This window comes from Pseudomonas leptonychotis (assembly GCF_004920405.1).
Classification (GTDB): domain Bacteria; phylum Pseudomonadota; class Gammaproteobacteria; order Pseudomonadales; family Pseudomonadaceae; genus Aquipseudomonas; species Aquipseudomonas leptonychotis.
Genome location: NZ_RFLV01000002.1, coordinates 181,291 through 201,693, shown reverse-complemented (window position 1 = coordinate 201,693; position 20,403 = coordinate 181,291). Strand labels below are relative to the sequence as shown.

Below are 20,403 nucleotides of genomic sequence, written 5' to 3'. Positions count from 1 at the left end.
CTCCTTATCAATTAGGGCGAGGTATTAATCGCGAACAGGGCTTGGTGCTATGACCTCGCGAGAGCCATTGGTGTTCATTGAGGTGACCACACCGGCCATTTCCATGGCTTCGATCATCCGAGCAGCTCGGTTGTAGCCAATTTTTAATTTACGCTGGACAGCGGAAATAGAGGCGCGGCGACTTTCTAAGACAAAATTGACCGCCTCATCGTAGAGCGCGTCCGTCTCGCTGTCGTCACCACCCTCGCCGCTGCCTCCGTCAAAACCGCTACCGGCCTCTTCAGCACCATTAAGGATTTCTTCGATGTAGTCAGGCGTGCCGCGCTGCTTCCAGGCTTCAACTACGCGATGAACCTCTTCATCAGAAACAAAGGCACCGTGCACACGGATCGGTAGACTGGTGCCCGGCGGCATATAGAGCATGTCACCATGCCCCAGCAACTGCTCAGCCCCACCCTGGTCAATGATGGTGCGCGAATCGATCTTGCTCGACACCTGAAAAGCCATGCGTGTCGGGATGTTGGCTTTAATCAGGCCGGTGATTACATCCACCGACGGCCGCTGGGTTGCAAGAATCAGGTGGATCCCGGCGGCACGCGCCTTCTGTGCGATGCGCGCAATGAGCTCTTCGACCTTCTTGCCAACAATCATCATCATGTCGGCAAACTCGTCGACCACCACCACGATGGTTGGCAGGGTTTTCAGCAACGGCGCCTCGTCGTGCATGCTTTCGCGCTTATACAGCGGGTCAGACAGCGGCTCACCTGCCTCAATGGCATCTTTGACCTTGCGGTTGAAACCGGCCAGGTTACGCACGCCCATCTTCGACATCAGCTTGTAGCGGCGTTCCATTTCAGCCACCGACCAACGCAAGGCGTTGGCGGCTTCTTTCATGTCGGTCACCACCGGGCACAACAGGTGCGGAATACCTTCATAAATCGACAGTTCGAGCATTTTCGGGTCGATCATGATCAAGCGCGCCTCTTCCGGCGTGGACTTGAACAAAATCGACAGGATCATCGCGTTGACCCCAACCGACTTACCGGAACCCGTGGTGCCCGCCACCAGCAAGTGTGGCATCCGCGCCAAGTCGGTAATAATTGGTTTGCCGGCAATGTCGTGGCCCAGCGCCAAGGTCACGGGGGATTTGGCATCGTCATACTCAGGGGATGACAGCACCTCGGAAAAACGTACGATCTGACGATCTTCGTTGGGTATCTCGATACCGACCGTGGTTTTACCTGGGATCACTTCAACCACACGCACACTGGTCACAGCGAGCGAGCGAGCCAGGTCTTTGGCCAAATTGGAAATACGGCTGACCTTGACCCCGGCCGCCGGTTGAATCTCGTAACGGGTAATCACCGGGCCAGGATGGATCGAGTCAACCGACACCTCGACACCAAACTCCTTGAGTTTTATTTCCAGCAGGTGGCCAACCGCAGCCAACGACTCTGGGGAATAGGCGACTTTCTTGACCTCTGCCGGATCAAGGATAGAGATAGGAGGCAGTGTGCCTTCGATAGCACTGTCAACGAATAGCGGCACTTGCTTTTCTTTCTGCACGCGCTTGCTAGATTCCGCCGCTTTCGGCGCTGCCGGTGGCGTGATGACAGGCGCTGGGCGATTAACTCGCTCCGTCATATGTTTGCTCAGCGCATCTTCACGCTCGATCAGTCGTTCCTTGACCTTGGCCTGCTCGCGGCGATTAAGCACGATCGGCGCTGATACCTCGCTGACTCGCTCATCGACCTCACGCAGTTGTGCCACCAGCTGCTTGCGCTCCGCACGCGCGCTCCACCAACGGTTAGCCAACCCCTGGATCAGTTCAAACAGATCCAGCGTGATCTTGCCAGTCAGGTCCATCACCTTGAACCAGGAAAGGTCGGTAAACACTGTCAAACCAAACAGGAACAACGCAATCAGTAACAGCGTGCTGCCCTGCACATTTAGTGCGTTGATCGCCAATTGGCCGAGGCTTTCCCCCAGCGCACCGCCCGCAGAGGCCGGCATGCTGGCGCTGGCATGAAAATGGATGTAAGCCAACGCCGCGCCCGACAGCACTAAAAACACCAGACCAATCAGCCGCCAGGAGAATAACCAACCGCTCCATTGCCAAGGCTGATGCCGGGCACGGAAAACTTGGAAGGTTTTAACCGCCAGCAGTAACGGGAATAGATAGGCGAAGTAGCCCAACGCCATAAACAGGATGTCGGCAAACCAGGCACCGGCGCGGCCGGCGGCGTTCTGTACCTGCTCGACATTGCTGGTGTGAGTCCAGCCTGGATCGGCCGCATCGTAAGTGAGCAGAGCCATCCATAAGTAAAGGCAAAGTGCACCCAGGCCAATCAAAGCGCCTTCTTTCAGTCGATAAGGCAGCTGCTGGCGCCAGAGAGGTGCTTGTGCGGTTGGGCTAGATTTCTTCAAAACGCATCTGTTCCTGCGCCACAGGCGCCGAATAATTGGTTAACGGCAAAAGATGCAGCGATTGTACGGGTTTGGCCAAACGATACCAGGCCGAACTGTATGAATAAACAGCCTTATGCTTGACTCCCGCTCTTTACCCGCTTCGGTGTAGCATATCCGCCAACATCTTCCGTGCTGCTCAATTGGAGCATGCATTCTCTTTTGTGACAAAGGCTTATGAGGTGTTTTTATGAGCGAAGTCAAGCATTCACGCTTGATCATCCTGGGCTCCGGCCCTGCCGGTTATAGCGCTGCCGTTTACGCTGCCCGCGCCAACCTCAAGCCCGTGATCATTACCGGCATCCAACCCGGAGGTCAGCTGACGACCACCACTGAAGTGGATAACTGGCCGGGCGACGTTGAAGGCCTGACCGGCCCAGCGCTGATGGAACGTATGCAAAAGCATGCCGAGCGCTTTGAAACCGAGATCGTCTACGACCACATTCATACTGCTGAGCTGCAGTCACGCCCCTTCACACTGCAAGGCGACAGTGCCACCTACACCTGTGATGCGCTGATTATCGCCACGGGTGCATCGGCTCAATACCTAGGCCTGCCGTCGGAAGAAGCATTTGCCGGCAAGGGTGTGTCGGCGTGCGCCACCTGCGATGGCTTCTTCTATCGCAACCAGGTCGTTGCAGTGATTGGCGGCGGCAACACCGCAGTCGAAGAAGCGTTGTATCTGTCGAATATCGCCAAGGAAGTTCACCTAGTACACCGTCGCGACAAGCTGCGCGCGGAGAAAATTCTTCAGGACAAGCTGTTCGACAAAGCTGCCAATGGTAACGTCGTACTGCATTGGAACCACTCACTGGAAGAAGTGCTGGGCGATAACACCGGGGTCACCGGAGCACGCCTGAAGGATGCGCAGACCGGCGTAACCACGGACCTGCCACTCGCGGGTGTATTTATCGCCATTGGTCACAAACCCAATACCGATTTGTTCCACGGTCAACTGGAAATGCGTGATGGCTACCTGTTGATCAAAGGTGGCAATGAAGGCAATGCGACAGCCACCAGCATTGAAGGTGTATTCGCCGCTGGCGACGTAGCCGACCATGTCTATCGACAAGCCATCACCTCGGCAGGGGCCGGCTGTATGGCTGCGCTGGATGTCGAGAAGTTCCTCGACGACAATTGATCCATCCAGGGGCGGACATACAGTCCGCCCTGCCCTCTTCTCGATTCAACCCCGGCTCTGCGCATGCTCACATGGCTGCAACGCGACTCACTGGACTTCCCTCCCCTCAATAAAGCGCTGCGTGAGCCCAACGGCCTGCTGGCCGCTGGTGGTGACTTACGCCCCGAGCGTTTAATCCAAGCTTATCGTCATGGCTGTTTCCCCTGGTTTCAGGATGGTCAGCCGATCCTATGGTGGTCGCCCGATCCACGTACGGTTCTACTTCCTGATGCGCTGCATATCTCACGCAGCCTAGCCAAGGTGCTGCGCCAGGGACGATACCAAGTGACCTTTGATCAGGCTTTTTCCGCGGTCATTTGCGCCTGCGCAGCACCGCGCAGCTATGCGACTGAGACTTGGATCACCAGCCCGATGCAGGAGGCTTACCTGGCGCTGCATGAGCGTGGCGTGGCGCATTCAGTCGAAGTCTGGCGTGACAACGAACTGGTTGGCGGCCTTTATGGCCTGGCAATGGGGCAGCTATTTTTTGGTGAGTCGATGTTTAGTCGTGCGGACAATGCGTCTAAGGTGGGGTTTGTCACGCTGATTGAGCGTTTGCGAGCATGGGGCTTTGTTCTGATTGATTGCCAGATGCCGACCGAACACTTGCTTAGCCTCGGGGCCCAGACAATTTCACGCGCTGAGTTCTCTCGCTACCTGAGCATTCATCTTGATCAGCCCAGCCAGGCTGACTGGACCGTCTAGGCGGAGTTTGTCAGCCTGGCTTACACTGGGATGAAGACTGATTCCGAGAGTCGATAATGACTGAGCTGGCCCGCTTGAAGTTTTATGCCACTCAACCGCATACCTGCAGCTACCTGCCCGATGAACAAGCCACAACCCTGTTCCTCGACCCCAGTCAGCCCATGGATGCGGATGTTTACGCTGAATTATCGGAAATGGGCTTTCGCCGCAGCGGCGACCACCTCTATCGCCCCCATTGCCAGCGCTGCACCGCCTGTGTACCTGCGCGCATACCTGTGGGGCAGTTCAGCCCCAATCGCCAGCAAAGACGCATTTTCAAACGCAACCAGGGTATCCAGGTGCGCCTGGTGCGCCCGGCATTTACCGAAGAATATTACGCGCTGTACGTTCGCTACATTGAGCAGCGGCATGCCGATGGCGATATGTACCCGCCCAACCGCGAGCAATTCGCAACATTTTTAGTGCGCGATCTAGCTTTTTCGCGCTTCTATGAGTTCCGCCACAACAACCGCCTCCTCGCAATTGCCGTGACTGATGTACTGCCCAATGGGTTGTCCGCGGTCTACACGTTTTATGAGCCAAGCGAGGAACGGCGCAGCCTGGGGCGCTTTGCCATCCTCTGGCAAATTGCTGAAGCGACGCGTCTCGGGCTGCATGCTGTCTATCTGGGCTACTGGATCAAGAACTGCCGCAAGATGAGTTATAAGACTCAATACCGCCCCATAGAGCTGTTCGTCAATCAACGTTGGGTCAGTCTTAACTGAAGCCCTTGGCGCAAACCTCAAAATTCGGGCACAATGCACGCCGCTTTTGCCTGGCGCCAGTTGCACCGGGCCATTCATTGGATACCGAGGGCTTTACTGCATGTCGAAAGAAGACAGCTTCGAAATGGAAGGCACTGTCGTCGACACCCTGCCCAACACCATGTTCCGTGTGGAGTTGGAAAATGGGCACGTCGTTACTGCGCACATCTCCGGAAAGATGCGCAAAAATTACATCCGCATTCTGACTGGCGACAAAGTTCGTGTTGAGCTTACGCCTTATGACTTGAGCAAAGGTCGCATTACGTATCGCGCCCGTTAACAGGCCTGTGAAAACTTAGTTTTCCGGCATCTGTTACACCAAGCTCCAGTAAAAACGCCCGGCATTGCCGGGCGTTTTTGTGGGCGTAAGAAAACTACACTTAGGCCATTTCTGCCGTGGTTTCGAAATCAAAGGTCAACTCACCACCTTCGATATCGATGTGCACCACACCACCATGCTCAGCCAGCTCACCAAACAGGATTTCTTCCGCCAATGGACGCTTGATCTTATCTTGGATCAAGCGCGCCATAGGCCGAGCGCCCATTTGTACGTCATAACCACTTTCTGCCAACCAGCTGCGCGCTGCATCGCTGACCTCCAGCGTGACGCGCTTATCCTCGAGCTGCGCCTGCAGTTCGGTGAGGAACTTGTCGACGATGCTCTTGATCACCTCATGGCTCAGGCGGCCGAACTGAATAATGGTATCCAGACGGTTGCGGAACTCCGGCGTGAAGCTCTTCTTGATTGCCTCCATGGCATCGGACGAGTGGTCCTGATGGGTGAAGCCAATGGATGCGCGCGCCGCCACTTCAGCGCCGGCGTTGGTGGTCATGATCACAATCACGTTACGGAAGTCCGCCTTGCGGCCGTTGTTATCGGTCAGGGTGCCATGATCCATAACCTGCAACAGCAAGTTAAAGACTTCCGGGTGAGCCTTTTCGATCTCATCGAGCAGCAGCACGCAATGCGGTGTTTTGGTAATTGCCTCAGTTAATAAACCGCCCTGATCAAAGCCGACATAGCCTGGCGGTGCACCGATCAGGCGCGACACAGTGTGTCGCTCCATATATTCGGACATGTCAAAGCGAATCAGCTCAACGCCCAAGGCCTTGGCCAACTGGCGTGCAGCTTCGGTCTTGCCGACTCCAGTGGGCCCGGCGAACAGGAAAGAGCCTACAGGCTTGTCAGGCGCTTTAAGCCCTGCGCGCGACAGCTTGATTGCGGTCGACAGCGAATCAATTGCGGCATCCTGACCAAACACCGTGAGCTTAAGGTCACGCTCAAGGCTACGCAGCAGCTCTTTATCCGAACTGCTGACGCGCTTAGGGGGAATACGGGCAATTTTCGCCACGATATCTTCAACCTGCGCCACATCGATACGGGTCAAACGCTTATCCAGAGGCTGCAAGCGCTGATAGGCACCCGCTTCGTCAATCACATCGATGGCCTTGTCTGGCATATGCCGGTCATTGATATAGCGCGAGGCCAGTTCGGCAGCTGCGCGCAACGCCTCATCGCTGTACTCAATGCTGTGGTGCTGCTCAAAGCGGCTTCTCAACCCACGCAGGATACCGATGGTGTCTTCGACTGAGGGCTCAACCACATCAACTTTCTGGAAGCGTCGCGCCAGAGCCCGATCTTTCTCAAAGATGCCGCGAAACTCTTGGAAGGTCGTCGAGCCGATGCAGCGAATTTCACCCGAGGACAACATAGGTTTTAGCAGGTTGGACGCATCCATAACCCCGCCAGACGCAGCACCCGCACCAATGATCGTGTGGATTTCATCAATAAATAAAATGGCATGAGGACGTTTGCGCAACTCATTGAGCAGAGCTTTCAAGCGCTTCTCGAAATCGCCCCGGTACTTAGTGCCCGCCAGCAATGCGCCAAGATCCAGTGAGTAGACCACGCTATCCGCCAGCAGATCAGGCACCTGGTTGTCGACAATGCGCTTGGCTAAACCTTCGGCGATAGCGGTTTTACCAACCCCAGCTTCGCCAACCAGCAGCGGGTTATTCTTGCGTCGACGCGCGAGAATCTGCGCCACGCGCTCAACCTCAAGCTCACGACCTACCAACGGATCAATACGTCCTTGGCGAGCTAGCTCATTCAGGTTGCTGGCATAGGCATCCAACGGATTGCTGGAGCTAGCAGACTCACCACCCTCCTCATCCTGCATTTCCTGCTCGGCTTCGGAGTGACCACCGTGACCCGGCACCTTGGAAATGCCGTGCGCAATAAAATTGACTACATCAATGCGCGCAACACTTTGCTGTTTAAGCAGAAACACAGCCTGGCTTTCTTGTTCACTGAAAATCGCAACCAGAACATTGGCGCCAGTCACTTCACGCTTGCCAGAACTCTGTACGTGAAACACTGCGCGCTGCAGAACACGCTGAAAGCCCAGCGTAGGCTGGGTCTCGCGTTCTTCATCATGCTGAGGGATCAGCGGCGTGGTGGAGTCTATAAACTCCTGCAGATCATTCCGCAGTTTGTCCAGGTTGGACCCGCACGCGCGCAATACACTCGCGGCAGCCTCATTATCCAACAGGGCCAGCAGCAAGTGCTCAACCGTCATAAATTCATGACGCTTGGTACGAGCCTCCTTGAAAGCCAGATTGAGGGTGACTTCGAGCTCTCGATTTAACATAGCTTCACCTCATGCCCAAGTGGCCGGCGTTAACCGTCCTTCTCTATTTCACAGAGTAGCGGATGCTGGCTCTCTCTCGCATATTGATTCACCTGTGTCGCTTTGGTTTCAGCAATATCGCGGGTAAACACTCCACACACTGCCCGCCCTTCTGTATGGACGGCCAGCATGACTTTGGTCGCCATTTCTCGATTCAGGCTAAAAAACACCTCGAGAATCTCGACCACAAAATCCATTGGTGTGTAGTCATCATTAAACAAGATCACTTTATACATAGGAGGAGCCTGCAGAGCGGGCTTGGATTCCTGAACGGCTAAGCCGAAGGAATCGTCCTCATGCTCTGCCGGGCGATCCTGATTGAATGTTAGTCGAATCTGGCTACGTGCATGCATGCTGAAAGCTTCGTTGATGGGCGAATAGTCTGTGCTAGACAGAGTTTGAACGGCTTCTCAGCCAGTTACAGCATTGCCTTGACTATCGGCAAAACGGTGTTACAAACAATGAATACCCAGTGTGGGTATTAAGGGGTTTCACAGCTTTGCGGGCTCACGTCAAGCAATGCGTGAAATTGAAGTGGATGATACTCCAGTGATGGAGTCCTTTGCAGAGGGATATCAGCATGGTTAGCGGTAAGGTCAAGTGGTTCAACAACGCCAAAGGCTATGGATTCATCCTGGCCGATGGTCGAGATGAGGACCTGTTCGCCCACTACTCGGCTATCCAGATGGACGGCTATAAAACGCTGAAGGCTGGCCAGCCGGTGAGCTTCGATATTATTCAAGGTCCAAAAGGACTCCACGCCGTAAACATCAGCGCGGCGATTGCCGCCAGTGAAGCGCCCACTGCTATCAAGCAGCACCAGGATGCAACGGTTGAAGTCTGATTACCTGGGCAATTAATCGCCCACAAAAAAGGCCGGTCATTTGACCGGCCTTTCTTTTTGCATTGCCGCTTCGCTTACATGTGCGAAATCAGCGCATCACCAAACGCCGAGCAAGACAGGAGCTTAGCGCCGTCCATCAGTCGCTCGAAGTCATAGGTCACGGTTTTGGCCGAGATAGCGCCATTGGTGCCCTTGATGATCAGGTCAGCTGCTTCGACCCAACCCATATGACGCAGCATCATTTCAGCAGAAAGGATCAGTGAGCCTGGGTTCACCTGGTCCTTGCCCGCGTACTTAGGTGCAGTACCGTGAGTAGCCTCGAACATGGCAATGGTGTCGGACAGGTTCGCACCTGGCGCGATACCGATACCGCCCACTTCAGCCGCCAGGGCGTCAGACAGGTAGTCGCCATTGAGGTTCAGGGTGGCGATTACATCGTACTCAGCTGGACGCAGCAGGATCTGCTGCAGCATGGCGTCGGCAATGGCATCTTTGACAATAACGTTCTTGCCGGTTTTCGGATTCTTGAACTGCATCCAAGGACCGCCATCAAGCAGGGTTGCGCCAAACTCTTCGGCTGCAATCTCGTAGGCCCACTCTTTGAAGGCACCTTCGGTGAACTTCATGATGTTGCCTTTGTGCACGATGGTCAGCGAGTCGCGGTCGTTATCGACCACATACTGCAGAGCCTTGCGTGCCAGACGCTTAGTGCCTTCTTTGGAAACAGGCTTAACGCCGATACCGCAGTCTTGGTCGAAACGGATTTTAGTAACACCCATCTCTTCCTTGAGGAATTTGATGACCTTGATCGCCTCAGGCGAACCGGCTTTCCACTCGATACCGGCGTAGATGTCTTCCGAGTTCTCACGGAAGATGGTCATGTCGACGTCGCCAGGCTTTTTAACCGGGCTTGGTACGCCTTCGAACCAACGCACCGGGCGCAGGCAGACATACAGGTCGAGCTGCTGACGCAGAGCAACGTTCAGAGAACGAATGCCGCCGCCCACTGGAGTGGTCAACGGGCCTTTGATGGAAACGACGTAATCTTTGACCGCGTCCAGGGTTTCCTGAGGCAGCCACGTGTCTTGATCGTAAACCTGAGTGGCTTTTTCGCCCGCGTAAACTTCCATCCAGGAGATCTTGCGCTCGCCGCCGTAAGCTTTCTGTACGGCAGCATCAACGACTTTGATCATGACTGGGCTGATATCGATACCGATACCATCACCTTCAATAAAAGGGATGATTGGATTGTTCGGTACGTTCAGGGATGTATCGGCATTAACGGTGATTTTGTCACCGGTGGCTGGCACCTGGATCTTTTGGTATCCCATGCTGGACTCCGCTTTTTCGTGGTCAGGCATTCAGTCACGTAGATGACGTGCTGAATAGGTCTTTTTCGGTCTCGGAAGGCGATGCATTTTTGTAGTTTTTCTACAGAAAGTCACGCACTTTATCCATTGAAAACACTACATATACCGGCTATTACAGGTCTACGACTAGACCAAATCGACACCTTGTAGTCAAACTACAAGAGCGCTACACATTGCATCCATTAAAACGACTTGAGCCTAGCAGCTCGGCAAGCAATTGCTTTAGGTCATTCCCCGACCTAAATGGTCACGCCACAAACCCAAAAGACTCGAGGATGTCTGATGCGTTTTATCCCGCATGTAACTGTCGCAAGCATTATTGAGGATCAAGGACGCTTCCTATTGGTTGAAGAAATGGCCGATAACCGCGCCGTATTTAATCAGCCTGCCGGCCACTTGGAAGCCGACGAAAGTCTCATACAAGCCGCACTGCGTGAAACCCTTGAAGAAACCGGCTGGGATGTCGAGTTAACCGGTGTAACCGGCATCTACCTGTATACGGCTCCGAGCAATGGCATCACCTATCAACGGGTATGTTTCGCCGGCAAACCTCTGCAACAGCGCGCCAACCATCCTTTGGATGAGGGCATCATCGGCCCGCGCTGGCTGACCCGCGACGAACTGGCCGCGCAGCCCGAGCGCTGGCGTAGCGAATTGGTGTTGCGTTGTATTGATGACTACCTGAGTGGCGAGTGTTTTCCGTTGTCCCTGATCCGCGATTAACGGCCGAGCGCACCGGCCTGCTAGAATCGCCCTCTTTTCCAAGCCGTGTCCCGTATTCTCATGCATGAGCCAAGCACCCAGCGCGTCATCGTCGGCATGTCCGGCGGCGTAGACTCCTCCGTTTCAGCCCTCCTGTTGCTTGAGCAGGGTTATCAGGTCGAAGGCCTGTTCATGAAAAACTGGGACGAGGATGACGGCACCGACTATTGCACGGCCATGGATGACCTGGCCGATGCTCAGGCGGTGTGCGATAAAATTGGCATTAAGCTGCACACCGCCAACTTCGCCGCCGAGTACTGGGACAACGTGTTCGAGCATTTCCTGGCGGAGTACAAAGCCGGGCGCACGCCGAATCCGGACATTCTGTGTAACCGTGAGATCAAGTTCAAAGCCTTCCTCGACTACGCCTTGATGCTCGGTGCAGACCTCATCGCCACCGGCCATTACGTGCGCCGCCGTGACGTCGACGGGCGCACCGAACTGCTCAAGGGCCTTGATCCGAATAAAGATCAGAGCTACTTCCTCCACGCCGTTGGCGGCGAGCAGATTGCAAAAACATTGTTCCCGGTCGGTGAGCTGGAAAAACCAGCGGTGCGCGCGATTGCCGAGAAATACGAGCTGGCCACGGCTAAGAAGAAAGACTCCACCGGCATCTGCTTTATCGGCGAGCGCCGTTTCAGCGACTTCCTCAAGCAGTACCTGCCTGCTCAGCCGGGCAATATCGAAACCACAAACGGCGAAGTTATTGGCCGCCACCATGGCTTGATGTATCACACCATGGGCCAGCGGCAGGGCTTGGGCATTGGCGGCTTGAAAGATGCCAGCGACGAGCCTTGGTATGTCTTGCACAAAGACCTTGAGCGCAACGTATTGGTGGTCGGCCAGGGTAATGAGCATCCTTGGTTGTTCAGCCGCGCCCTGATCGCCTCGGAAATTTACTGGGTCAACCCGATTGATCTGAGTGCTCCACGCCAGCTGACAGCCAAGGTGCGCTATCGACAGGCTGACCAGCATTGCACGCTGGAGCAAACCGCCACTGGCTACCGCGCCACCTTCGTTGAACCGCAGCGCGCCGTCACCCCAGGCCAATCTGTGGTGTTTTACGACGGTGAAATCTGCCTCGGTGGTGGCGTAATTGAAGTGGCCGAGCCTTGGACCAAGCGGGATCAACGCCCATGAGCCCGATTCAGGAACAATTAATTGCACTCGGCGCGGTGTTTGAATCGGCGGTGTTAGTCGACAAACTGGCGCGAACGGGTCAAGTGAGTGAGCCTGCGGTGGCGTGCCTGATCAACAGCCTGTTGGTGCGCGATCCGAAAAGCACGCTGGATGTATACGGCGGCGATGACCTCAATCTGCGTGACGGCTACCGCGCACTGGTGAGTGCCTTGGAACGCGACCCAGGCAGCCTGCAGAGAGACCCGTTACGCTACGCACTGGCTTTGACCTCACTGGAGCGTCAACTGAACAAGCGCGACGATATGCTCCAGGTGATGGGCAGCCGCCTCGACCAGGTTCAACAACAGGTCGAACACTTCGGCCCGACCCATGAGAACGTGATTGCCAACTGCGGCAGCCTGTATCAGGACACTATCAGCACCTTCCGTCAGCGTATTCAGGTGCAAGGCGATATGCGCCACCTGCAGCAGGCCAACAACGCAGCGAAGATTCGCGCACTGCTCCTTGCTGGCATTCGCTCTGCACGCCTGTGGCGCCAACTGGGTGGTCACCGCTGGCAGATGTTATTCAGTCGAAGCAAGCTGCTCAAAGAGCTTTACCCACTACTGCGGGGCTGAGCCATGACCACGCGCTCGGTCAAACCCCTGCACGGTGCAGCATTGCTGGCGCTCTCTGCGCTGCTGTTTTCGTTGATGGGGGTTGGCATCCGCGAAGTCTCAGCCAGCGTCAACAACGAGTCGGTGGTGTTCTTTCGCAACCTGGTTGGCGTGCTGTTCTTTCTGCCGCTGATCCTGCTCAGGGGCGTGCAGCCGCTGAAGACCACACGCGTGAAGTCGCACATGTGGCGCACCACCTATGGCCTGGCAGCGATGTACTGCTTCTTTTACGCCATTGCCCACCTGCCTTTGGCCGACGCCATGCTGTTCACCTACTCAGCTCCGCTTTTTACCCCGCTGATTGCCTGGTGGTGGCTAAAAGAGCCACTGAGCAAGCGCATGCTAAGTACCAGCGCTATCGGCCTGGTCGGCGTGCTGCTGGTGGCCAAGCCATCGGCGGCGCTGCTCGACAGCCAGGCGTTGATTGGCCTCGCAGCCAGCGTGATGGCTGCTTTTGCCTTTGTCTCAATTAGAGAAATGAGCGATACCGAGCCGGCGTATCGAATCGTGTTCTATTTCTCCATGTTCAGCGCCCTGATCTCGGCCATTCCCATGGCGTGGGCTTGGCAGCCTATGACGCAACATGAGTTGGGGCTGTTGTTGGTGATCGGCCTGCTGGCTACCGCCAGCCAGATCATTATGTCCAAGGCCTACGGCCTGGCGCCGCCGGGTTTAATAGGGCCTTTTGCCTACTTGGCGATTGTATTTGCCGGGCTGATTGCCTGGCTGCGCTGGGGAGAAACCCCTGACCTGACCTCACTGTTAGGCGCTGCACTGATTTTCAGCGCCAGCCTGTTTTCCATTACACGAAGCAAGCGCAGCTGAACGGTAGCAAGCAAGCACAATTCAGCCACCGATTTCATGTATGATACGCGCCCTTTTCAATGCCCGATTGTCCGAGAACGCCTCCCATGCAGCTTTCTTCGCTCACCGCGGTTTCCCCCGTTGATGGCCGTTACGCCGGCAAAACCAGCGCTCTGCGCCCAATTTTCAGCGAATACGGCTTAATCCGTTTTCGCGTCATGGTTGAAGTGCGCTGGCTACAACGCCTCGCCGCCCATGAAGGTGTTACAGAAGTTGCGCCCTTCTCCGCCGAAGCTCAGGCCATCTTGAATGAGCTGGCGGAGAACTTCGCCGTCGAGCACGCCGAGCGCGTCAAAGAAATCGAGCGCACCACCAACCACGACGTTAAAGCCGTGGAGTACCTGCTCAAGGAACAAGCGGCCAAGCTGCCTGAGCTGGACAAGGTCAGCGAGTTCATCCACTTCGCCTGCACCAGTGAGGACATCAACAACCTGTCCCACGCCCTGATGCTGCGCGCCGGCCGTGATGACGTACTGCTGCCGCTAATGCGTCAAACTGCCGAAGCGATCCGCGAGCTGGCGATCAAATTCGCCGACGTACCGATGCTCTCGCGCACCCACGGCCAGCCGGCTTCGCCGACTACCCTGGGTAAAGAACTGGCCAACGTGGTTTACCGCCTAGAGCGGCAAATCGCTCAAGTTGCAGCCGTTCCGCTGCTCGGCAAAATCAACGGCGCAGTGGGCAACTACAACGCCCACCTGTCGGCTTACCCACAGATCGACTGGGAGGCCAACGCCAAGCAGTTCATCGAAGGTGACCTGGGCTTGCAGTTCAACCCCTACACCACGCAGATCGAACCGCACGACTACATCGCCGAGCTGTTCGATGGCATCGCACGCTTCAACACCATCCTGATCGACTTCGACCGCGACATCTGGGGCTATATCTCCCTGGGCTATTTCAAACAGCGCACCATCGCGGGAGAAATCGGCTCCTCGACCATGCCGCACAAGGTCAACCCGATCGACTTCGAGAACTCCGAAGGCAACCTGGGTATCGCCAACGCACTGTTCCAGCACCTGGCCAGCAAGCTGCCGATTTCGCGCTGGCAGCGCGACCTGACCGACTCCACCGTGCTGCGTAACCTGGGTGTTGGTTTTGCTCACAGCGTGATTGCTTATGAAGCCAGCCTCAAAGGCATTAGCAAGTTGGAGCTGAACGAAGCGCGCATTGCCGCTGATCTGGATGCCTGCTGGGAAGTGCTCGCCGAGCCGATCCAGACCGTCATGCGTCGCTACGCCATCGAGAACCCCTACGAGAAGCTCAAAGAGCTGACCCGTGGCAAAGGCATTAGCCCAGAAGCGCTGCAAACCTTTATTGACGGCTTGGACATGCCCGCCGCCGCCAAGGCCGAGCTCAAGCTACTGACCCCGGCCAACTACATTGGCAACGCGGTCGCCCAGGCCAAGCGTATCTAAACGGTAACAGCCACCCAGACGCCCGGCTGCGCCGGGCGTTTTTATTTATGGGTATTTATTTATTTCAAGGGCTTAGCGATGAATCCTGATACTCCGCTACAACTGCTGGGTGGTATTACCGCGCGCGAGTTCATGCGCGATTACTGGCAGAAAAAACCCTTGCTGGTGCGCCAGGCCATTCCCGGTTTCGAGAGCCCGATTTCCCCTGATGAGCTGGCAGGCCTGGCCCTCGAAGAAGAGATCGAATCACGCTTGGTCATCGAACATGGTGAACGCCCTTGGGAACTGCGTCGCGGCCCGTTCGCCGAAGACGCCTTCGCCGAGCTGCCAGAGCGTGACTGGACCTTGCTGGTGCAGGCCGTCGACCAGTTCGTACCGGAAGTCGCCGAACTGCTGGAAGAGTTCAAATTTCTGCCCAAGTGGCGCATTGACGATGTGATGGTCAGCTTCGCCGCACCGGGCGGCGGCGTGGGCCCGCATTTCGATAATTACGATGTATTCCTGCTGCAAGGTTTCGGCTCGCGCCGCTGGCAGATTGGCCAAATGTGCGACTCCGACAGCCCGACGCTGCAACACGCGGATCTAAAGATCCTCGCCGAATTCGTTAAAACTGAAGAATGGGTTCTGGAACCTGGCGACATGCTCTACCTGCCGCCGCTTCTGGCCCACTGTGGTACCGCTGAGGATGACTGTATGACGTATTCCGTAGGCTTCCGTGCGCCAAGCGCCGCTGAAGTTCTGACCCATTTCACCGACTTTCTCGGCCAGTTTCTGCCCGATGAAGAACGCTACAGCGACGCCGACGCGCAGCCAACCAGCGACCCGACGCAGATCCAGCGTGATTCGCTGGACCGCCTCAAAGCCCTGCTCACCGAACACATGAGCGATGAGCGCCTGCTGATGACCTGGTTCGGCCAGTTTATGACCGAGCCGCGTTACCCGGAGCTGATCGCCGGCACCGAAATTGATGAAGATAACCTCCTTGCAAGCCTGGAGGACGGCGCCGTTTTGATCCGCAACCCCAGCGCGCGCCTGGCCTGGTCTGAAGTGGGGGAAGACCTGGTGTTATTTGCCAGCGGCCAAAGCCGTCTGCTGTCAGCCAGCCTGCGTGAATTGTTGAAGCTGGTCTGCGCGGCGGATGCCCTGCACATCGACAACCTCGGTCCATGGCTCGCGGATGACGAAGGGCGTAACCTAGTGGTTGAACTGGTCAAGCAAGGCAGCCTGGAGTTTGCTGATGAGTGAGATACACGTTCGCCTGGCCGACTGGCAGAAGGACAACGCTGACCTGCGACGCATTCGTGAAACCGTGTTTATCGCGGAACAAGCGGTGCCGCCGGAACTCGAATGGGATGCCGAGGACGCTGATGCTGTGCATTTTCTTGCATTGGAAGGCGACTACCCGATCGGCACCGCGCGCCTGTTGCCCGATGGGCATATCGGCCGGGTATCGGTACTCAAGGACTGGCGCGGTTTGAATGTAGGTGTCGCGCTGATCCAGGCGGTGATCGCAGAAGCGGAAAAACGCAACCTGACCCAGCAAATGCTCAGCGCCCAGGTGCAGGCTACCGCCTTTTATGAAAAGCTCGGGTTTGCCATCGTCAGCGGGGAATACCTGGACGCCGGCATCCCCCATGTGGACATGGTGCGCAGCAGCGCCTAGAGGCTGAAATGAACGACGAAAACGCCCCGAGTGAACCCACCGAACGCCCTGAGCCCACCGAGCTTGCGGCCATCGAGTTCGAATCACCGGGGCGTTTTACTGTGCATAACCCTGGCAGCCCCGGCCCGGACAGCCCACGCGCCGAGCCAGCCCCATTCACGCTTGGCGCACACACGGCGCTGGAACGTTTTAGCCAGCCCGAACAGGCCCGCGCCCACGCGCTGGCGCTTATGCAGCAAGCGCAGCGCAGTTTGTGCATTTACAGCCACGACCTGGAGCCTTGGCTCTACCATCACAGCAGCGTACAAGACGCCTGCACCCAGTTTCTTCTGGCCAGCCCACGCAATCAGCTGCGTATTCTGCTGCGCGACCCTGGTCGGGCGGTTAAAGAAGGCCACCGCCTGCTCAGCCTTTCACGCCGACTGTCGAGCAACCTGAAGATCCGCAAGTTGCACCCCGACTACCCTAATGAGGAACTGGCGTTTCTGCTGGCCGATGACCGCGGCATGTTGTTGTTGCCCGAAATTGGCCAAACCAGCGGCTATGCCCTTTACCAAGACCCGGGCCGCAACCGCCAGCGCCGCGCACAATTTGATCAAGCCTGGGACACCAGCATCATCGACCCTGATTTACGGAGTTTTCTGCTATGAAGGTTCGCGCCCTGCTCGTCGCTACGCTGTTTAGTTACAGCCTGTTTGTCAGCGCCGCTACCGAGGTGATCCCGCTGAATTTCCGCACCTCAGATGAAGTGCTAGCTGTGGTGCAGTCAGTGCTTGGCCATGAGGGCAAGGTCAATGCTTATGGCAATCAGCTGATCGTCAATGCCGAACCGGCGAAGATTGCCGAGGTGCGTGCGCTGCTGCAGCAACTCGACACCGAGCCACGTCGACTGCTGATCAGCGTTGACACCAATGAATCGGGGTTTCAATCGGATCGTGGCTACCGTGTCGATGGCTCGATCAGCACCGGTGATGCTGAAGTGCAAATCGGCCAGGGCGAAATCAATGGCCGCGACCAAGTCCGTATTATCCGCCGTAACACCGACAGCCGCAGTGGCGGCACGCAGCAAGTGCAAGCCACTGAAGGTTATCCCGCGCTGATTCAGGTCGGCCAGAGCGTGCCGCTGACCACCCGTGGTCGCGATGCCTATGGCCAGCCCTACAGCAATACCCAGTATCGCAACGTCACCCGCGGCTTCTATGTAACGGCCAGCCTCAGTGGCGAGCGGGTGCATATCAGTATCAGCAGTAACAATGACCGTCTAAGCCAATCGCAGCCCGGTGCTATCGATGTGCAAAGCACTGATACGCGGGTCAGCGGGCGGCTCGGCGAATGGATCAGCATTGGCGGCGTCAGCGAACAGAGCCAAGGTGAACACGGTGATTTCCTGCAGCACCGCTCGACCCAGGGGCGCGAAGACATGAGCATGCGTGTCAAAGTCGATGTGGTGAACTGAGCCTGCCCATCGATTCACCCACTTGTCTGACGGTCGCCTAACCATTCATCGCTTTGCGCGAACGTACTGCGGCGTCCGAGCGAGTCTGTACCTGCGCGCCATCTAAGCCAGCCGCCGTAATACGCCGAATAGAGCCACAGAAGCTGACTTGCCAGTCGCCTATGGATTTATGTAGTAGTCACTCAAAAAGCACTACAAAATAATTGACGAACACTTTGAGCAGAGGCATCATGGCCCCGCTCCCGCTAATCAGAGGTGCTGAAAAGCCCTCCGAATCGTGCTCCAGCTTACCGTCAGAGCCGATTTGCGTTGTAAAGCCCACAAGGCCGTTCGATGAGATTGCGACTGGAACGAAGTTGTCCTGAGGGACGGGGAAGCGTTTAGCAACAGCGCGCATCACGCACAGCAAGTTGAGTCGTCCAACCGCATCTCTGATCCGGTAAACGCCAAATGATCCGCTCATTTGCAACAGCTGAAGCCCGCGAACTGTTTAGCTCGTCACCCTCCTCCCGGATCAATTCCGTCTCAAGTCGATGTCTCGGCGTTCTGCAGTTGGCTACAACAACCTCCAGCAACACAGGTTTCAGTGGGGGAAGTCGGTGCTCAACCAAACACATACTTTGAAGGATTGACCATGTCAGCTTATCAAAACGACATCAAAGCCGTTGCCGCCCTTAAAGCAGCTGCAGGCAGCAGCTGGAGCGCCATTGACCCTGAGTCCGTGGCCCGTATGCGCGCTCAGAACCGCTTCAAAACCGGTCTGGAAATCGCTCAGTACACTGCTGACATCATGCGCAAAGACATGGTCGAGTACGACGCTGACTCCTCCGTCTACACCCAGTCGCTGGGTTGCTGGCACGGCTTCATCGGTCAGCAGAAGCTGATTTCGATCAAGAAGCACCTGAAGACCACCAACAAGCGCTACCTCTACCTGTCGGGCTGGATGGTTGCTGCTCTGCGTTCGGATTTCGGTCCGCTGCCAGACCAGTCCATGCACGAGAAAACTTCGGTTTCCGGCCTGATCGAAGAGCTGTACACCTTCCTGCGCCAGGCTGATGCCCGCGAACTGGACCTGCTGTTCTCCGCTCTGGACGCTGCCCGCGCTGCTGGCGACAACGCCAAAGCCGCTGACCTGCAGAACCAGATCGACAACTACGAAACTCACGTAGTGCCAATCATCGCCGACATCGACGCTGGTTTCGGTAACCCAGAAGCCACCTATCTGTTGGCCAAGCGCATGATCGAAGCAGGCGCTTGCTGCATCCAGATCGAAAACCAGGTGTCTGACGAGAAGCAGTGCGGTCACCAGGACGGTAAAGTAACCGTTCCTCACGCCGACTTTATCGCCAAGATCAACGCCGTTCGTTACGCGTTCCTTGAGCTGGGCATCGACAACGGCGTGATCGTTGCTCGTACCGACTCCCTGGGTGCTGGCCTGACCAAGCAAATCGCCGTAACCAAAGAGCCGGGCGACCTGGGCGACCAGTACAACTCCTTCTTGGATTGCGAAGAAGTTTCCGCTGCCGACATGCAGAACGGCGACGTTGTGATCAACCGTGGCGGCAAGCTGCTGCGTCCTAAGCGTCTGCCTTCCAACCTGTTCCAGTTCCGTGCTGGCACCGGCGAAGCGCGCTGCGTACTGGACAGCATCACCTCGCTGCAGAACGGCGCTGACATGCTGTGGATCGAAACCGAGAAGCCACACGTCGGCCAGATCGCAGAAATGGTTAACGAAATCCGTAAAACCATCCCGAACGCCAAGCTGGTTTACAACAACAGCCCATCGTTCAACTGGACCCTGAACTTCCGTCAGCAGGCTTACGACAACCTCGTTGCCGCCGGTAAAGACGTTTCCGCCTACGACCGCGCCAAGCTGATGAGTGTTGATTATGACACCACCGAACTGGCTCAGATCGCTGACGAAAGCATCCGCACCTTCCAGCGCGACGCTTCTGCTCAGGCCGGTATCTTCCACCACCTGATCACCCTGCCGACCTACCACACCGCTGCGCTGTCTACCGACAACCTGGCCAAAGGTTACTTCGCAGACCAAGGCATGCTGGCCTACGTGAAAGGCGTTCAGCGCGAGGAGATCCGTCAAGGTATCGCCTGCGTTAAGCACCAGAACATGTCCGGCTCGGACCTTGGCGACGCGCACAAAGAGTACTTCGCTGGCGAAGCTGCTCTGAAAGCCGGCGGCAAGGACAACACCATGAACCAGTTCAGCTAAGAACCGGTTCACTCAACCGAGGCCACGATCAAGGTTGAGTGTGTTGAAGAGAAACCCCAGCAGAAATGCTGGGGTTTTTTTATGGCCTGCCATCCATAGCGGCCACCCTTCTGGCCGTCGCTGTGCGACGTTAAAAATGGCTCCTGACCATTTTTG

20 protein-coding genes are annotated in these 20,403 nt (G+C 56.4%); 15 read left to right on the top strand and 5 right to left on the bottom strand.

Annotation, left to right across the window (positions count from 1 at the left end):
• Positions 1-24: 24 nt before the first annotated feature.
• Complete coding sequence (gene ftsK / locus D8779_RS11590; protein WP_136664641.1) at positions 25-2,427, bottom strand: DNA translocase FtsK; 2,403 nt, start codon at positions 2,425-2,427, stop codon at positions 25-27.
• Positions 2,428-2,656: 229 nt separating this feature from the next.
• Between ftsK and trxB the strand changes: the two genes are divergently transcribed.
• The 4 genes from trxB (at position 2,657) to infA (ending at position 5,434) form a co-directional block, all read left to right on the top strand.
• Positions 2,657-3,607: a thioredoxin-disulfide reductase gene (trxB, locus tag D8779_RS11585; protein WP_136664640.1), complete on the top strand. Its 951-nt coding sequence runs from the start codon at positions 2,657-2,659 to the stop codon at positions 3,605-3,607.
• 63 nt (positions 3,608-3,670) lie between these two features.
• On the top strand, positions 3,671-4,351 hold the full coding sequence (gene aat / locus D8779_RS11580; protein ID WP_136664639.1) for a leucyl/phenylalanyl-tRNA--protein transferase: 681 nt from the start codon (positions 3,671-3,673) through the stop codon (positions 4,349-4,351).
• A 56-nt stretch (positions 4,352-4,407) separates the two neighbouring features.
• Complete coding sequence (locus D8779_RS11575) at positions 4,408-5,115, top strand: arginyltransferase (RefSeq protein WP_136664638.1); 708 nt, start codon at positions 4,408-4,410, stop codon at positions 5,113-5,115.
• Positions 5,116-5,215: 100 nt separating this feature from the next.
• Entirely contained in the window at positions 5,216-5,434 is a 219-nt protein-coding gene (gene infA / locus D8779_RS11570) for a translation initiation factor IF-1 (protein WP_002553999.1), read from the top strand.
• Between the two features lie 100 nt (positions 5,435-5,534).
• Here the strand turns inward: infA and clpA are convergent, their stop codons facing one another.
• Positions 5,535-7,805, bottom strand: coding sequence for an ATP-dependent Clp protease ATP-binding subunit ClpA (clpA, locus tag D8779_RS11565; RefSeq protein ID WP_136664637.1), 2,271 nt, complete (start codon positions 7,803-7,805; stop codon positions 5,535-5,537).
• Positions 7,806-7,834: 29 nt separating this feature from the next.
• On the bottom strand, positions 7,835-8,197 hold the full coding sequence (gene clpS / locus D8779_RS11560) for an ATP-dependent Clp protease adapter ClpS (RefSeq protein WP_136664636.1): 363 nt from the start codon (positions 8,195-8,197) through the stop codon (positions 7,835-7,837).
• Positions 8,198-8,424: 227 nt separating this feature from the next.
• Here clpS and cspD point away from each other — a divergent pair, with 227 nt between their 5' ends.
• Positions 8,425-8,688 carry a cold shock domain-containing protein CspD gene (gene cspD / locus D8779_RS11555; RefSeq protein WP_136664635.1) on the top strand — a complete coding sequence of 88 codons (264 nt, stop codon included), beginning with the start codon at positions 8,425-8,427 and terminating at the stop codon, positions 8,686-8,688.
• A 74-nt stretch (positions 8,689-8,762) separates the two neighbouring features.
• Here the strand turns inward: cspD and icd are convergent, their stop codons facing one another.
• Positions 8,763-10,019 (bottom strand): NADP-dependent isocitrate dehydrogenase, encoded by a 1,257-nt coding sequence (icd, locus tag D8779_RS11550; protein ID WP_136664634.1) that lies wholly within the window; start codon positions 10,017-10,019, stop codon positions 8,763-8,765.
• Between the two features lie 321 nt (positions 10,020-10,340).
• Between icd and D8779_RS11545 the strand changes: the two genes are divergently transcribed.
• From D8779_RS11545 to D8779_RS11505, 9 genes are all read left to right on the top strand, one after another.
• The gene (locus D8779_RS11545) at positions 10,341-10,781 is read left to right on the top strand and encodes an NUDIX hydrolase (protein ID WP_136664633.1); all 441 of its coding nucleotides are present in this window, start codon (positions 10,341-10,343) and stop codon (positions 10,779-10,781) included.
• Between the two features lie 60 nt (positions 10,782-10,841).
• Positions 10,842-11,960 (top strand): tRNA 2-thiouridine(34) synthase MnmA, encoded by a 1,119-nt coding sequence (gene mnmA, locus D8779_RS11540; protein WP_136664632.1) that lies wholly within the window; start codon positions 10,842-10,844, stop codon positions 11,958-11,960.
• Complete coding sequence (gene hflD, locus D8779_RS11535; protein ID WP_136664631.1) at positions 11,957-12,577, top strand: high frequency lysogenization protein HflD; 621 nt, start codon at positions 11,957-11,959, stop codon at positions 12,575-12,577. Before mnmA ends, hflD begins: the two co-directional genes overlap by 4 nt.
• A 3-nt stretch (positions 12,578-12,580) precedes the next feature.
• Entirely contained in the window at positions 12,581-13,441 is an 861-nt protein-coding gene (locus D8779_RS11530) for a DMT family transporter (protein WP_136664630.1), read from the top strand.
• Positions 13,442-13,527: 86 nt separating this feature from the next.
• Entirely contained in the window at positions 13,528-14,898 is a 1,371-nt protein-coding gene (gene purB / locus D8779_RS11525; protein WP_136664629.1) for an adenylosuccinate lyase, read from the top strand.
• A gap of 78 nt (positions 14,899-14,976) precedes the next feature.
• A complete protein-coding gene (locus D8779_RS11520) occupies positions 14,977-16,143 on the top strand; it encodes a ribosomal protein uL16 3-hydroxylase (RefSeq protein ID WP_136664628.1) in 1,167 nt (388 codons plus the stop codon).
• On the top strand, positions 16,136-16,561 hold the full coding sequence (locus tag D8779_RS11515; protein WP_136664627.1) for a GNAT family N-acetyltransferase: 426 nt from the start codon (positions 16,136-16,138) through the stop codon (positions 16,559-16,561). The genes D8779_RS11520 and D8779_RS11515 overlap by 8 nt, the downstream gene beginning before the upstream one ends.
• 8 nt (positions 16,562-16,569) lie before the next feature.
• Positions 16,570-17,211 carry a DUF7931 domain-containing protein gene (locus D8779_RS11510; RefSeq protein ID WP_136664626.1) on the top strand — a complete coding sequence of 214 codons (642 nt, stop codon included), beginning with the start codon at positions 16,570-16,572 and terminating at the stop codon, positions 17,209-17,211.
• Positions 17,208-18,017 carry a secretin N-terminal domain-containing protein gene (locus D8779_RS11505; RefSeq protein WP_136664625.1) on the top strand — a complete coding sequence of 270 codons (810 nt, stop codon included), beginning with the start codon at positions 17,208-17,210 and terminating at the stop codon, positions 18,015-18,017. Before D8779_RS11510 ends, D8779_RS11505 begins: the two co-directional genes overlap by 4 nt.
• 178 nt (positions 18,018-18,195) lie before the next feature.
• Here D8779_RS11505 and D8779_RS11500 read toward each other — a convergent pair whose 3' ends face one another.
• Positions 18,196-18,480 carry a hypothetical protein gene (locus D8779_RS11500; protein ID WP_136664624.1) on the bottom strand — a complete coding sequence of 95 codons (285 nt, stop codon included), beginning with the start codon at positions 18,478-18,480 and terminating at the stop codon, positions 18,196-18,198.
• A 171-nt stretch (positions 18,481-18,651) separates the two neighbouring features.
• Between D8779_RS11500 and D8779_RS11495 the strand changes: the two genes are divergently transcribed.
• Positions 18,652-20,247: an isocitrate lyase gene (locus tag D8779_RS11495; protein ID WP_136664623.1), complete on the top strand. Its 1,596-nt coding sequence runs from the start codon at positions 18,652-18,654 to the stop codon at positions 20,245-20,247.
• Positions 20,248-20,403: the final 156 nt, after the last annotated feature.